At 59.7% G+C, this 15,824-nt stretch carries 13 protein-coding genes; all 13 read left to right on the forward strand.

The annotated features are described in order from the left end of the window. Positions 1-67: 67 nt before the first annotated feature. The 13 genes from BJG93_RS30220 to tssA all read left to right on the forward strand — a co-directional run bounded on the left by BJG93_RS30220 (position 68) and on the right by tssA (position 15,818). Positions 68-271 (forward strand): hypothetical protein, encoded by a 204-nt coding sequence (locus BJG93_RS30220; protein WP_154671713.1) that lies wholly within the window; start codon positions 68-70, stop codon positions 269-271. Further along, complete coding sequence (locus tag BJG93_RS30225) at positions 268-987, forward strand: hypothetical protein (protein WP_027194910.1); 720 nt, start codon at positions 268-270, stop codon at positions 985-987. Before BJG93_RS30220 ends, BJG93_RS30225 begins: the two co-directional genes overlap by 4 nt. An 8-nt stretch (positions 988-995) precedes the next feature. Continuing rightward, positions 996-1,256, forward strand: coding sequence for a hypothetical protein (locus BJG93_RS30230; RefSeq protein ID WP_027194911.1), 261 nt, complete (start codon positions 996-998; stop codon positions 1,254-1,256). Between the two features lie 969 nt (positions 1,257-2,225). Then, entirely contained in the window at positions 2,226-4,574 is a 2,349-nt protein-coding gene (locus tag BJG93_RS30235; RefSeq protein WP_027194912.1) for a type VI secretion system Vgr family protein, read from the forward strand. A 10-nt stretch (positions 4,575-4,584) separates the two neighbouring features. After that, a complete protein-coding gene (locus BJG93_RS30240; RefSeq protein ID WP_051374213.1) occupies positions 4,585-5,511 on the forward strand; it encodes a DUF4123 domain-containing protein in 927 nt (308 codons plus the stop codon). Positions 5,512-5,530: 19 nt separating this feature from the next. After that, a complete protein-coding gene (locus tag BJG93_RS30245) occupies positions 5,531-6,043 on the forward strand; it encodes a DUF2628 domain-containing protein (protein ID WP_154671714.1) in 513 nt (170 codons plus the stop codon). Positions 6,044-6,171: 128 nt separating this feature from the next. Continuing rightward, positions 6,172-6,444, forward strand: coding sequence for a DUF3304 domain-containing protein (locus tag BJG93_RS30250; RefSeq protein ID WP_231337661.1), 273 nt, complete (start codon positions 6,172-6,174; stop codon positions 6,442-6,444). A gap of 193 nt (positions 6,445-6,637) precedes the next feature. Next, positions 6,638-7,090, forward strand: coding sequence for a DUF3304 domain-containing protein (locus BJG93_RS30255; RefSeq protein ID WP_082194497.1), 453 nt, complete (start codon positions 6,638-6,640; stop codon positions 7,088-7,090). Positions 7,091-7,101: 11 nt separating this feature from the next. Next, on the forward strand, positions 7,102-9,198 hold the full coding sequence (locus BJG93_RS30260; RefSeq protein ID WP_051374215.1) for a DUF2235 domain-containing protein: 2,097 nt from the start codon (positions 7,102-7,104) through the stop codon (positions 9,196-9,198). Positions 9,199-9,201: 3 nt separating this feature from the next. Beyond that, positions 9,202-9,450: a PAAR domain-containing protein gene (locus tag BJG93_RS30265; protein ID WP_027194913.1), complete on the forward strand. Its 249-nt coding sequence runs from the start codon at positions 9,202-9,204 to the stop codon at positions 9,448-9,450. A gap of 76 nt (positions 9,451-9,526) precedes the next feature. After that, on the forward strand, positions 9,527-10,705 hold the full coding sequence (locus BJG93_RS30270) for a hypothetical protein (protein WP_231337662.1): 1,179 nt from the start codon (positions 9,527-9,529) through the stop codon (positions 10,703-10,705). Further along, positions 10,702-14,238, forward strand: a complete 3,537-nt coding sequence (locus tag BJG93_RS30275; RefSeq protein ID WP_071336698.1) for an ImcF-related family protein — start codon at positions 10,702-10,704, stop codon at positions 14,236-14,238. Before BJG93_RS30270 ends, BJG93_RS30275 begins: the two co-directional genes overlap by 4 nt. Continuing rightward, complete coding sequence (gene tssA / locus BJG93_RS30280) at positions 14,238-15,818, forward strand: type VI secretion system protein TssA (RefSeq protein ID WP_034477636.1); 1,581 nt, start codon at positions 14,238-14,240, stop codon at positions 15,816-15,818. The genes BJG93_RS30275 and tssA overlap by 1 nt, the downstream gene beginning before the upstream one ends. Positions 15,819-15,824 lie beyond the last annotated feature (6 nt).

The following is a 15,824-nucleotide window of genomic DNA, read 5'->3' on the forward strand; positions in this document are numbered from 1 at the left end:
TATGATCCTCACAGGGTCCGCATTTTTGTCTGCGCCTGCATTCTCGAATGTACTGAGAGGGCGAACCGTGTCCGGAGGTGATTTCACTCTGGAATTAAGCAGTGCTGCCGTGCCCTCCAATCCTGATGGCATCTGGGGGTTTGCAACGGTGACCTACAAGACCGGGAAGAAAGATACGCCCGAGGTATATACGTTTCCGGTTCATGCACCTGCCGTTGTCAAGAAAATAGCCTTTGGACTGTTGTCAATTTCAGAAAAAATGGAGGCATGAGCGGTACGTACAATGTGACGTATCTCTATCCTGCCGACGATGGCTTGACAGCAATCGGCGAGATTGAGTCTGATCTGGATAACGGGAGATATATTCGAATCGACAGAATCTCGCCAAAATGGATCAAGAGAACTGGTGAAGTCGAGATGGTACGTTTGATCCAATCAATTGCGGCAAATCGAGCTGATTTCGTTGGCCCGGACGGAAATCAAGCTCTTGACAATGCGGCGATATTTTTTACCATGCCAGTCCTGATGGACGAAATGCTCAAGCTGGATCCTTTGTTTGCACGAAATTATACCGACCGCCTAAGCAATGAGGTCGATTCGTCGATGGCGAATCTTTTAAGGCGGAAGTTCTTGGGGAAAAACATTAGCCTATGTGGTGAGGACCAGTTTGATGTATTTGTTTGCAAACTTGACAAAAAAATTATCTCGATCTGCTCCGGAAACAACAATGGCGCTGCGGTTCTTGAGTATCGATATGGCTTCGGACGGAAAATTGAGTTGTCTTTGACCAAGCCGGTGTCGATTAATAACGATGACGAAAAAGAGACAGAATTGTTCGAGAACGGTGACTACATATATACCGTTAAATTGGAAAATCGCAGGGACATGGGTTCGGCCGGCGTCATTGTTGAACGCAGAAGGGCGATTTTGTCCCGGCAACAATGCCAACAAGAAACAATCGAGCCGTACCTCATGCCAAGAAAATAGAACGAATCATGCCAAATTTGATACTCGAAGGTGATTCCATCAGTCACGGCGGCAAGATCATTTCCGGCAGCGAGGCCGGCAAGGGCCCGCTCGACGTGCTCGAGCTGCGCCATTTCACGCTGCCAACGCGGATCTTCGTGACGGTCGGCGCCCGGGTCGCGCAGAAACTGGCTCAGGCCTCTCCACCGCCGCTGCCGCCGGCGGCAATCACCGCGGCAAAGCACGCCGCAACGCCGCTGCCTCGCGGCTTCCTTGCGGAGGTCGAATGATGCGCGGATGCAGCCACGTCACCTGACGGGATACGTGGGTGAACCGGAGATCCTGCTGCTAAAAGTGCTGCTGCGTGAAGGTCAGCGCTTCGTAAAAAAGCGGTTTGCCGATCCGCATGGGTGTGGTTTGTGCCGTTGTCCGGGATTATGGCGAGGGCCGATTCTGTACGCCACATTCTCTGTTGGCATAGTCAGAAAGTGGTTAAGCGTCCCAACTACATGAAATTAACCATGATTATTTTTGAGACATTTTCCGTATCGGCATAGGCAGCGCTCACGACACATGGTGAGCGCGATGTTTCGATCATACTGCCTTGGCGATCGAAACAATGTCAGAAAGTGTCATGCGAGTGTGATCCTTGACCAGCAGGGATTTGGGGGGAAATTTCGCGTATCCGCATACCGGCTTTATCAAATTATCGACATGTGATGAGCGTGGATGCGTATTGAGTGGCCGATAATTAACAATGATTAACATTGTATTGACAATCCGTATCGATTTAACAACGTCATCACGCTTTGACTAAAATCGGGTAAACCTGTTTAATGGCGTGGCCATAAAGATCGCATGAATGGAGGCCGCGCTATGGGATACCTGAAGAAGTCGTCCGAAGCGAAGCGCGCGTTTGCGCCCGTTCGCAAGAGCTCACCGCATCGCACCGGGCGAGTTCTGCGGGAACCCGGAACGTCGTTCAACCGAGGAGCGCTAATGGACAGCTTCCAGCGCGAAATTCCAAAGAGTCGCATCTCAATCGTTGCACTCGCTGAACGACTTCGAGCCGATCCAGGACCGGCGTCTGCTCGAGCTTGAGCTGAACAGCTGGACCAAGGGCCTCGTGACCGGGATGTGTCGCAGATGCCGAAGGCCAAGAGCTGATCCGCTTTACTTATGTAACCCCGCCGGGGCGCTGAAACATGCGTCCCGGCGTTGTCCTTCGATGTGACGCGTGTTCAAGGGGTCTTTCGAAAATGTCGATGGTTTTGCCTTCCCAGGCCTATGAGTTGAAACTGGCGCCGCACCCGGCGCCGTTCTCGATCCTCAAGTTCAGCGGGCGCGACGCGGTCAGCGAGCTTTACAGGTACGAGATCGAATTCACGAGCCCGATGGCCGGAATTCCGATGGATCAGGTGCTGGGGCGTCCGGCGACATTCATCATCGACCCGATCGACCCGAACATGGGCTATCTGCGCAAGATGTTCGGCGAGAACGCTGAACAGTTCAGCACGATGCCGCCTGCACACTCAGTGCACGGCATCATCACGAAGTTCGATGAGCTCGGGACTTCGGCTGACGAGACGCGCTACAAGGTCGTGATGGAGCCGAAGCTCGCCGACCTCGATCGCGGTGTCACGAGCCGGCTGTTCCAGAAGCAGTCGGTCGAAGAAATCATTACCGATACACTGCGCCACTATAGTTTCCGCGCGGGCGTCGACTTCGAGTTCAAGTTACGCGCGAAATACAAGCGGCACGAGTACATCACACAGTGCGAGGAAACGACGTTTGCCTTCATCCAGCGGATCTGCGCGGAGGAAGGCATCTGGTTCCGCTTCGAGCAGGAGCGCGATCACGCCGTGATTATCTTCGGCGATGACCTGGACGCGTATGCCCGCAATCAGCGCATTGTGCCGTTCCGGCTTCACTCCGGGCTGGAAAGCGTCGGCGTAGATGCGATCAAGACACTTGAACGATACACGCAGCGTGTCCCGGAAGCCGTCCGCCTGCAAGACTATAACCACCGGCAGGCCGATGTCTCATTGCTCGTCGAGGAAAACGCCGCGCGCGACGACAGCACGACCAATGCGGTTGACTATCGCTGGGGCGAACATTACGAGACGCCTGAAGAAGGGCGGCGCATCGCACGGCTGCGGCATGAAGCCTGGCTCGCAACACAGATCACCTACAAGGCAACGGGCAACGCATTCGCCATCGAGGCTGGCGAGGTCGTACGGCTCGACCAGAATCCGGTCGATGCGCCGCATGGGCTTTTTATCACGTCGGTGGAATCCAGCGGTGGCCGCAGCCAGTCCTACACCAATACGCTGACGGCGATCCCGGCCGACCGGGTGTGGCGCACGTCGCTCGACACGATCAGGAGACCGGTGATCGACGGTATCCTGCCGGCGCGTATCACGTCGCCGGGCAACTACAAATACGCGTACCTGACCGAGCAGGGCTGGTACGTGATCAAGCTGCCGTTTGATCTCGACGAGTGGAGCCCGGGGGGCACAAGCCGGCCGGTGCGCCTGGCGAAGCCATACAGCGGCGACAATTACGGCCACCATTTTCCGCTGATCGATGGGGCGGAGGTCGCCATCATCCATACGGCGGGGGATCCAAATCGGCCCGTCATCATCGGTTCGATGCACGACAGTCTGCATCCCGACCTCGTCAATAACCTCAACAACACCCGGAACATCGTTCGTACCGCGGGTGGTACCGAGTGGCGAATCGAAGACAAGGAAGGTGTCGAGCACAGCCACCTGACGACGCCGTACCAGACCAGTGAGCTGAACCTCGGGCACATGGTCGACGCGGATAGCAAGGAACGTGGACAGGGCGCGGAACTGCGCTCCGATGGGCCGACGGCTGTCCGAGGTAAGGGCGTGCTGGTTTCCTCCGAAGTGCAAGCAGGGGCAAACGGCAAGCAACTCGACATGACCGCAGCGAAGGCTCAGCTTGGAGACGCATTCTCGCTGATGCAGGATCTGACTTCCAGTGCGCAAGCCGCTCGTGCTCATCTGGCCGAGCTTGAGCAGCAAAAACAGTTTCTTGAGCAACGGTTAGATGGGCTGCAACGGGCCGTCATTCTGGCTTCCGCTCCGGACGGTATCGCAATGACCAGCGGTCAGCACCTTCAATTGGCTGCGAGCCAAAATCTGGCGGTCAGCGCCGGCGGGGCCGCCGATATCGGCGTACTCAAGAAGTTTACGGTCGCGGCGGGCGAGGCGATTTCGCTGTTCGCCAGGAAGTGCGGGATGAAATTTTTGGCGGCGCAGGGAAAGATCGAAATTCAGGCCCAGACAGACGAGATGGAAATCAGTGCGTTGAAGGATCTGAAGATCTCCAGCGTTGACGGTAAGCTCATTCTCGCCGCCACGAAGGAGGTCTGGATTGGCGCGGGCGGATCGTACATCAAGATCACACCCAACGGTATCGAAAACGGCACACCGGGCGATATCCTCGAAAAATGCGCGTCGTGGGACAAACCTTCCGCTGCGAGCGACAAGATTCAGATGCCAGAATTGCCGCAGGGCGTTTGCCAGGATTGCAGAATGCAGGCTGCTCAGAGCCGGAGCGCACTGACGCCGCGAGCGTAGGAGATCCGATATGAACGTAGTTCCTTTTCAGGTCGAACGGTTCGCCGAACTCACTCAATGGTTTGAATCGCTGGGTGCGGGTCGCGATACGCCACTTCAGCTTTATGCGCTCGTCGACGGCGCATTGAACGCAGACATGTTGCGCCTCACGACCGAGCGCGAGGCGGCATGGCAATGCCTTTATCCCAAGACAATGCTGGAAGCGGCCTCGCCCGCGATTGCGCCTTACCTGGTCGAGATCAGGTTGGACAATCAGGGGCACGCGGCGCTCGCACGGGCGCTACTGCGGCAGAGCGAGCGCATGGATCTTGTGCTTTGGGTTGCGTCGCGCGTGTCGCTGGCCGATATGAGTTATCAGCTCTATCCGTTCGCGGAGGTCGAATTGGCGGATGGCAGACAGGCGTTGCTTCGCTACTATGATCCCCTGATTCTCGAAGCGCTACTGATGGCATTTACACCGGAGCAGCGCGAGCGGTTCGTCGCGCCGTTTCGTGCGCTGCGGTACTGGCGTGGTAGCTGGAAAGACGTCGAGGGCTTCGATCACGACGCCGCCAGTCTCACCGCGACGACCGACGGTCTGAAGCTCACCATCGGGCAGCAACAGAGACTGGCGAGGGCCACATTGGCCGAAACGTTCTATAACGAGATCAAGAGCGAACTCTTGCCGCCGATGTCCGGAATCGACAGCCGCACCGCCATTGCCCACACGCGCGAACTTCTAGACCGTGCAATGCAGCAACATCTTCTTAAGAACCGGGATGAACTGATGCTCTTCACGCTCATCGGCTTGAACATAAATCCGATGTTTGATTTGCATCCGGCAATCGTTATACATCTAGACCCGCAGCAGCGGGGCAGCACTACTTTTCAGGAAAAGATCTCCTCGGTGCCAGGCGACGTATGGGATGAACTGTTGTCGACAACGAGCTTTCACTAATTTTCTACTGACGCGCTAATTGAAAACTGAACATATGCAAGACCCGAATGACGTCGCTGTCGCATTTTTCGTTGGAAAGAAGGCGGACTACTACCAGCAGAAATGGGCGGTCGGTACCCGTCGAAGAAGCGGAGTGTCGTGGAACTGGGCTGCGTTCCTTTTCTCGGGATTCTGGATGGCATACCGCAGGATGTATTGGCAGGCATTGTTTGTGCTTTTCGCGTGGAGTGTCGTGTTCTTTTTGTCGATCACTTTTTTCCCGCCTCCCCTTGGTAACAAGGTGCTCGACGTCCTGAATATCGGAATAGCGGCGACACTTGGATGGCGAGGTAACGGCTGGTATAAGGCGCACGTGCATACCGTAATCGAACGTCTGCGTGCCACGCGCCTCTCCCAGGAGCAGTTCCAAGTGGCTGTGCGACGCCGGGGAGGAACTAGCTGGTTCTCCGTTATTGGTCTGTTTCTGTGTCTGCTGGCCGCAATCTATCCGCTGATGGTGTTGCGCAACATAGTGATCGAAACGGGTTGGTAGGCTTCGAAAACCCACGACACGAATCTTTGAATGCTGTTCTGCCGGACACGAAGATCGAAACAAAACGGGTGAACTGTCCAATAACATCAAGCAATCCCAACGCTACGAACTGAGAACAAGGCAGAACGATGCTGCAGATTACGAAACGGTGGGGAAGTCTACTGCTGCTGGCTTGTGTCGCTGTATTTACAGTAGGCAAAGCGTGTTCCCAGGAAACGTACGGCCCATACGAGGTCATTGGCTACAACTATACGGATAGAAATATTGCGGCGTTTGATGTCAACGAATTCGGCGCGGGAAGATCCGAAGCTCGCCAGTCTGGTGGAGGCGGTGGTGAAGTATGTTGCCTCGATATCCTGAAGCATGCAAAAACGCTGCTATCAAGGTCAAACTTGGTTTGACCTTGGATCAATATGACAAGAACCTCCCGAATGACACGTATGAAACCGACATTCCAGTGCCCGAGTTACCAAACAAGCGCGATGGCTACATCGAGTTTCACTTCCTGCCAGGAAAAAAATAGAGGCCAAATGGGTGGATTTTCCGACCACGCCGCACATCCCGAACGCTACGAACTGAGAACAGGACAAAACGATGCTGAAGACCATGAAACGCTGGGGAAGTTTGCTACTACTAGCCGGTGTCACTGTATTTACGGTAGGCAAAGCGTGCTCTCAGGAAACGTATGGGCCGTATCACGTCACTGGATACAACTATACGGATCGGAATATAGCCGCATTTGATGTTGACGACTTCGGGGGCGGAGATTCGCAAGCGCACGAAAAAGGCGGCGGCGGTGGAATTGTTTGTTGTCTCGATATCCCGAAGCGTGCCAAAACGCTGCATATCAAAGTCGTGCTTGGTTTGACGTGGGATCAATATAACAAAAATCTTCCGAATGACACGTACGAAACAGATATTGCAGTGCCGGAGTTACCAAACAAGCGCGATGGCTATATCGAGTTTCATTTCCTGCCAGAAAGAAAAATAGAGGCGAAATGGGTGGATTTTCCGACCACGCCGCACATCCCAAACGCTAAGAACTGAGGTGGGACGATATGAGCAAGAATGAAACGGCGATTTCCGCGACCGCCGCGACGGAAACCAGCCCGTCGATGGCCGATCGCGTGACACGGGCAGTCAGTTTTACCAGCACTCAGCCGTCCACGCCACCGGATGGCTGTTACCGCTGCCATCAGGAAATTTACGTCAGCTTTTTCTTCGATGGGTTCGGACAAAGCCTGAAGAGCAGTGACCCTTCTTCGAACGTGAGCCGTCTATACCATGCGCATCGAGGAACAGATAAGTCAGAGGGAATTTACAGACTCTACTACGAGGGAATGGGGCGCTTACTGTCCAAGGAAAGGACGGGGGTAGCTGGCGCATTGGCTTCCGAGGCCGCAAATCGGGCCAAGGACGCAGTTGCTGACCAGGTTAAAGATAGCATCAGCGATGCGCGCAAGGATGCGACGAAGGATTTTACAAAAGAGGCGACGGCTGCCTACAAGGCTGGCACCAAAGGCGGCATCAAATCCGCGCTTCTCAACGCTCTTGGGAAATTCGAGGAAGGAATCCAGCCAGGCGCAATTGCCACGAAAGTCGGCACTGGTCTAGCGAGTGCGAAGTTGATTGTTTCAACCGGCGTTCAGGTCGCGGTGAACGCCATTCCTTCGCTTCGGGACAGCGAACTGGCGGCGGCCTGGCTGGGGACAGGTTTTGACGCGCGCGTCGATGCGGCGACCAAGGACTTTACGGCCATTATTAAGCAGGCCCAAAGCGATCCCAGACCGATCCGGTTCATCCGGATTGCAATGTTTGGTTATGACCGCGGCGCGGTGGCCGCACGAAAGTTCGCCAGTGATCTGATCGAGAAAGTCTGCAAGAAGGACGCCGAAAAAATCACCTATCAAGGCGCGGAAGTGCTGTTCGATTTCATGGGTCTGTTCGACAGCGTTTCCAGCGCCTATGCTGACTCGTTTTTTGCGAAAGTGGGAACGCAGGTATTGACGGCGGCGGCTACCGTTGCCACTCCTGAAGCGGGCGGATTGGGCGGGGTCGCGGCCAGAGTCAGCATCGAGGGCATTAGTCAATTGATTGCAGCTGGCAAGCGCTCGCTTGGTGAGTTCGATACGCCCGGTGTGTTTCGCAAAGTTGTTCACCATGTGGCTGCCACCGAGTTGCGTTTCTACAAACCGCTGGATTCTTCGCGGAACTCGAAAGGATCCGGCAACCTGACGGAAATCGTGTATCCGGGAAGCCAGTCTGACGTGGGTGGTGGCTTCGTGGACGGCGACGACGGAAAATCGGCTGAACTCGCCAAGGTATCCGCACGAAACATGCTCGACCAGGCTTGGGCGTATGGTGTGCCTGTGCGGAGATTGGAGGAACTGCGTGCAGCAGGCGACCCCGATACCCTTCGGCAATTTACTTTTACCAAGAGCGTTTTGGTCAATGGCAAAGCGCTTACGGTCAATGATTTGTTTGGCGCGTATGCGGCCTTGATGCCCAGTGGAAAAAGCACACTCGAGCATCACTTCCTCGCGCATCAGAAACTGTTCGTGTCGTGGGCGCGTACCCTGCACGATCGCACGGGCAAGGACAGTACCGGCAACCATCTGTTCGTCAACATGATCGATGCGTCGGTCTATAACGAGATATTCGCTGGCGCGCCCACGCCCGATTTCGGCGTCCGGGCGGACTATTACAAGGAGGCGGAGCAAGGGGCGCTGCGGCCTGATCTGATGGGCCAGACCCACACCTTGGACGACATTCGCGATCCGGCGATCCGGGAGTTAGCGACGGCGTGGGTGAAACCGGCACCTTTGTCGGCAGAGGTGACGGCCTTCTTCGACAACTTTGTCCATAACACCATCACCCGGGCGAATAACGTCTCGCTCGGCGATGGAGTGTTTTTGCAGTTGCGGTCGATCGAAGACAAGAGCCGCAAGGATCAACTGCACGACAAGGTGAATGACGCTGCCAGCGACGCGCGGAAGAAACTGCTGCCTGACCCGGACCGGATCCGTCAGGCGGAGCTGAAAGGACTTCAGGATGCCGGAACCTGGAGCCAGGGCTCGCAGCGATACCCGGATCCATTGGGGCTTGGTTCGTCTATTGGCAATGCTTCCTCACTCAACAATCTCATCAGGGACTAAAGCATGATCGATCTGGTTCTCCTGGGCGATTCCACCGATCATGGCGGGGAAGTGATCACCGCCTCGAAAACAATGAAATTCGGCGGCCGTCTCGTTGCGCGCAAAGGCGACGAGGTGTCCTGCCCTAAACATGACATCAAGCCCAATCTCATTATTGATGGTGACGAAACGATGAAAGATGACGGGATGCCGGTCGCTCGCCATGGTTATCGGGCCATGTGCGGTTGCCGCCTGATTTCCAGCCTCGTCTGAAGAACACAAGATGCCAGTTGTACTTCCCGTCTCTCCCGCAAAGCTGTCGGACGAGCCTCGCCCCCCGCGAGCCATCGTGTGGCTGGCGCTTTTCGTGGTCTTTATGCTTGCCGGGATCGTGGGTACGCTGCTCACCTGGCCCAAAACGGAACCCACCGGCACGCCGTGGTTCTGGGTGCAGTTGCTCGTGTTGCCTACACTCGCGTGGACGCTCGCCTTTGGTTTGCGGCTGCATTACTACGACGAAGAGATCGCGCGGCTGAAAGCGGAGCATGAAGTTCTTCAGGAGGACCGGGGCAAAGCGATTCGCTTTGCAAGCGAACCTCTCGCCGTCATGGGGTTGAGCTACCTGTGTGGTGCTGGCGCTTCAGACGTCGCAAGCAAGATCGCGCAGGGCGAGACCGCGCTCGCCGCGCAAACGTCTCCCGAAGGTAAAGACGGGAAGCGTCAGACGTCGCTGTCGTTGATCGATAACGAGGACGGGATGGGACGTTATGGCCCGTGCTTCGAGAGTCTACTGAACCGGATACGTCCCGCAATCACGGCGCTCCCGCAAGACGTGGCGCTAGATGTGCGTCTGCATTTACCTGAAAGCGATGCGGGAGAACCGTGTCTTCAGGCATGGTGTCGATCCTGGTCCCAGGCCGACCTGCGCCGCGCACCCGCGACGCTCCTTTCGACGGACCTGGGGTTGATGGCGCTTGACGCGTGGCTGGACATCAAAGGTGGTCCCTCACTCGAGCGGTTTGTTCTGTTTGTGTCAGTGCAGGTACACGATAGCCCTCCCGAGAATAGTGCCGAAGCCGCAGTGGCGCTGCTGCTTGGATGGGCGCCTCTGGCTGAACGCCGCGGACTGCGGTCCATGGCGATGTTGCATCGTCCCCTGGTAGTGGGTACCGATCCAATCGACGACGTCGTCCAGTTGGCGCTGTTGTGGGGCAAAACAGCGCCGGAGAAGGTCAACGACCTCTGGCAAGCCGGATTGTACGGCGCTGACAAAGGAGAGCTTCTTCAGATGGCCTCGGACACGAAACTGGGCCTCTCGCAAACCGCTGAACTGGCGGGCGTACACGATATCGACACAGCACTAGGCAACCCCGGCGTGTGTGCCGGGTGGCTCGCTGCGGCATTCGCAATCGAACATGCCGCGCAAACCCGCGCACCTCAATTCATGGCATGGCGCGAAGGTTCGTTGCGCCTTGCGGTCGCTCAACCTGTTGCGCAATCAAAAGAACAAGTGGAATCCAACGCATGAAGGCACGCAAAATCTCGGGCTACTGGACTTTTGTAATTGCTGCGACGACCGCGACGGCGCTCTTCGCCTACTTCAAAGGATCGGCCCTCGATCCGTCGCCGCTCCATCGTATCGTCGTTGTGATTCTGATCGGCTCGTTCATTCTGTTGCTTCGCGCTCCACTGGCGGGCGCGTGGAAGTTTGTCGCGCGAAACGCGCCGGGGCGCGCAGGAAAGCAATACGATCGAGACCCGATGGCCCGTGTCGGTGCTGCTCAGAAGGAAGACGTCGTCAACCTCAACGAGTATCGAGGTCAAATTCTGAAAGCGCGACTGGGCGAGCGCCACGGCTGGCGCTGGCGCTATCGCGAACGCTGGGTGCTCATCGCCGGCGACGAACCGCTCGTCAAGCGAATCGTGCCGGGACTTGCTGACGACGGTTACGCGATCAACGGCGACATTGTCCTGCTGTACGCAAAGCAAACCACCGACAAGCTCGAGACCGAATGGCTCGACCAGATCCGTCGTTTGCGCCGCCGTCGCCCCGTCGACGCGATCGTCGCCGTGACCCGAAACCGCAGTTCAGCCAGCGCGTTTGACGCCGAAGGGACCGCGCAGCGACTCGCGCGCCACGCCCGCGCGCTGCGCTGGGCCGCGCCCGCCTATCTGCTGAACGTCACCGATTTCGGCGGCGAATCTTCGGGCCAGGATGAAGCAATCGGCTTCACCTGGTCGAACGAGCGCGTCGATCCCAACGAAATCGACGTCTCCCTGAGAGGCCTCGCAGACAACCTCGCCGATGCAGGCGTTGTGCGCCTCACTCAGGACCCGAACGACCGGTACCCGGCCGAGCTATCGCACCACATCGCGGGGTTCCGCGGTGCGTTGTCGGACCTGGTACTGCAGACCGGCCACTCACGCCTCTGGCGCAACGCGGTCCACGGCCTGCTGTTTGCGCCGCTGTTCAAGGAGCGGGAACTGGATCCGTCCATTGCGGACCACGATTCTGAAGACGGCGAACCGTTCCCGCCGCAGCAACGCACGATCTGGCAAACCGTCGCCGACCATAGCCGCAAGATTCACGGCCGCCGCGTCGGCTTCTCGCTGTCGACCATGGCGGCATGGGTCACGACGGCGCTCATCGGATGCTGGATCGCCGGCACGATGCTGTCGGGCTTCACCAACCGCTCGGCGATCCAGACAGCGGCCGGCACACTGACGAAACTGTCGACGACGCAGGACCGCACCCAGGCGGCGCTCGCACTCGACAGCCTGGACAAACAGCTCGACACGCTCGAAGTCCGTCAGCGCGACGGCGCACCGTGGACCAGCCGCTTCGGCCTGAACCACGACGATGCGCTGTTAAACGCCGCCTGGCCCGGTTATGAAAACGCCGTTAGCCGCATCCTCGTCGCGCCGATCCGCCTGAAACTGGAGGAGCGTCTGCACCAGCTCGCCTCGCTCTCGGATGCGGAGATCGCCAGCGGCGGCAACGCGCAGGTCCAGGCCGCCTACGACACACTCAGGACCTACCTGATGCTCGCGAGGCCGGACCGCGCGGTTGCCGCATTCCTGACGCCGCAGCTGATTGCCACGACCGTGCCAGCGCGCCCGGCCAGTTCCCCGCTGACACCCGGCACGTGGGAAGACCTGCGCCAGCATGCAATCGCATTCTTTGCGAATCACCTGGGGCGCCGGGGATCCGCCGGGGACTCATCGCTCGCGATCGTTCCGGACGGCGCATTGGTGGCTACGGCGCGGCAGACCATCATCGGCGTGCGCGGCATCCAGAACTCGACCGACACGATCTACCAGCAGATCCTCGACGACGCGAAGCCGAAATATCCACCCGTGTCGCTCGCGACGCTGCTCGGCGAGACGAGCAGCAAGGGGCTGTTCAATACCGCGGCGACCGTACCGGGCGTGTTCACGCGCACTGCGTGGGACGAGCGGATCGCGAAAGCGATCGACGACGCGAGCGAGCAGCGCAATGTGACTGGCGACTGGGTGCTCTCGGACGTCCGCGCGAGCACATCGTCTACCGGGTCCCTGAAGGCCGAGTTGCGGCAACGCTATTTCGACGACTACGCGCGCGCGTGGCAGACGTTCCTCAACAGCCTGCGCTGGCAGCCGGCGCCGACGTTGTCCGGCACGGTTGACCAGCTCACGCTGCTCAGCGATCCGCAGCGCTCGCCGCTTGTCGCCCTGATGAACGCAGTGGTTTATCAGGCAGGGGCGGGGAGCGCGACGCAATCGCTGTCCGACACCCTGATCAGCAAGGCGCAGCAGCTTGTCGGCGCCGACGGGAAAGATCCGTCGAAGCAGACGCAGCCGCAACTGGCACCGCTGGCCGTGGCCTTCGGACCCATCCTGTGCCTGACGGGCAGCGACCTGGTGGCAGCGACGCCAGCGAACGGCAAGTCCGTCGCGCAGGCCGCCACGGGCGACCTGAGCCTCGCACGTTATCTCGAACGCGTGAGCGCGATGCGGCTGAAGGCCCAGCAGATGGTCGACAGTGCCGATCCCGATGCCATGGCGCGCTCGGCCGCGCAGGCCGTGTTGCAGGGCAGGACCTCGGACATCGCCGACAGCCGCGACTATGCGAGCCGGCTTGCCGCGAGCCTGGGCGAACAGTGGGCGGGCTTCGGCGATCTCTTTCAGGCGCCGCTCGAGCAGACCTGGCAGGTCGTGGTGCAGCCGGCCGCGGCGAGCCTGAACGACATCTGGCGCACGGCGATCGTCGCGGACTGGAACCGGACGTTCGGCGGACGCTATCCGTTCGCGGACTCGGACAACGATGCGTCGCTGCCGGAGATGGCGCGCTTCATGCGCCCGGACAGCGGCGTCATCACAGGGTTCGTGACGACGCAGCTGGCGGGTATCGTCGAACGGCAGGGCGACCGATGGGTCGCTGCCCAGGGGGCTGATCATGGCACCAGCCACGGCGCGCTCACACTGGATCCGGGCTTCCTCACGGAGCTGAACAGGCTCACGCGCGTGGCGACCGTGCTGTTTCCATCCGGCGATGCGCAGGTGCGCTATGAACTGCGCGCGGTGCCAACACCAGGCGTGACGGACATGAAATTCGTGCTGTCGGGCCGCGAGCTGCACTACTTCAACCAGAAGGAAGCGTGGACGCCGTTCGTCTGGCCGGGCGACTCGCTGGAGAATCTCACGCATATCGAGTGGCAGACCGAGCAGGGCGGATTGCGCTCGACGCTCGATGCGCAGGGCAGGTTCGGGCTGATCCGTCTGTTCGAGCACGCCACGGTCACACCGCAGGACAGTGCGCGCTATCTGCTGTCGTGGACCCCGGACCGGAGTCAGGGTATCCCGCTGCGCGTGCAGCTGCGCAGCGAGGCCGGCCAGGGCCCGCTCGACGTGCTCGAACTGCGCCATTTCACACTGCCAACGCGGATCTTCGTGACGGCCGGCGCCCGGGTCACGCAGAAGCTGGCTGAGGCCGCTCCGCCGCCGCTGCCGCCGGCGGCAATCACCGCGGCAAGGCACGCCGCAACGCCGCTGCCTCGCGGCTTCCTTGCGGAGGTCGAATAATGCTCGCCGGTCTGCTCAAAAGTCTCTTTCCGTCCCGCGACGCGGAGCAACTGGTGCGCGCGCGTCTGGAAGCGTGGGACGCCTGGCTGCAGCCACTGCCGGGCGATCACGGCGTGGGCCGCGATCCGGGTTACGAGGATGCGTTCTTCGAACTGAAGGACGAGGCCAGCAAGCTTTCCGGCATCGACGACGGCCTGATCGTCCGCTCCTGCGAACAGCTCACGAAGGAAACCGGCAAGGACCTTCGTGTAGCCAGTTACTACGCGTCCGCACGGCTGCGACAGGACGGCCCGGCCGGTTTCGCGGACGGGCTCGAGTTGGCCGCCGCGCTCATCGATCGGTTCGGCGATGCCCTGCTGCCCGCACGCGCCGAGGCGAAGAAGGGTGCGCTCGAGATGCTGGCCACCACCCGCGTGATCGAGCTGCTGGCAAGCCGCGGTGAGTTCGCGCCGGCCGATCTCGAACGCGCGATTGCCGCGCTCGACCTGCTGGTGACGCGTACCGGGGCCTGGCCGGAAGCGGCTCAGCCGAACCTGCGCCCGCTCGTGTCCCGCTTCGAGCGCAACGACGAGCCCGCGCGCAGCGCGGAGCCCGACGCGACCGCGCCGTTCGCCGTGGCAGGTGCCGCTTTGGCATCCGGCACGATCGCATCCACGCGCGATCTGCTCGACCAGGCGCGCACGATGGCGACGTGGCTGCGCGATCAGGAAAATGGCTATCTGCCCTCGGTGCGGCTCGTGCGCAGCATCCGCTGGGACACGTTGCACGAGGTCCCGCCCGCGGACGCGGCCGCACGCACGCGGCTTGTGCCGCCTCGCGGCGAGCTGCGTCAGCAGATGAAACGGCTCGTGCTGCAGAAGCAGTGGCACGAACTGCTGGAGCGCGTCGAAGGGGCGTACATGGAGGGGGTCAATCACCTCTGGTTCGACCTGCAGTACTTCCAGCACGTCGCGCTCGATCACGTCGGCGCACCGTACAACGCGTGGCGCGAGCTGCTGCGCGCCGACTTCGCGCTGTTCCTCGAACGGTTACCGGGTATCGAGCGGCTCGCGTTCAACGACGGCACGCCGTTCGCCGACGACGCGACGCTGGAGTGGATTGCACGGCACGCGGTCGTGCGTGATCTGGAGGCGGGCGAGAGCGTCGCACCGCTGCCGGTGTCCGCCGACAGCGACGACGGCGCCGCCGGCGACTGGCCCGAGATCGAAGCGCAGGCGCGCGACATGGCGGCCGGCGACGGCATCGAAGCGGCCTTCGCGTGGCTCGACGCACTGCCGGGCATCCGGACCGAACGCCAGCGCTACCTGCAGCGGCTCGTAATGGCGCGACTCGCCGATCACGCGGGCCGCGCCGACACGGCGATAGCGTTGCTGGGAGAACTCGATTCGGCCGCCTGCTCGTTGCCGTTGATGCGCTGGGAGCCGGCGCTCATCTTCGAGGTCAAGCATCAGTTGATGCGAGCCCTGAAAGCCGCGAGCAGCCGCAAGGATGCGGACAAACCGGCGCTCGCACGCCGCATCGAGCAGTTGCGCGATCAGCTGAGCGTGCTCGACCCCGCCCGTGCGGTGACCCTCTCATAAGAACGA

The sequence above is a fragment of the Paraburkholderia sprentiae WSM5005 genome, from assembly GCF_001865575.2.
GTDB classification, from domain to species: Bacteria; Pseudomonadota; Gammaproteobacteria; order Burkholderiales; family Burkholderiaceae; genus Paraburkholderia; species Paraburkholderia sprentiae.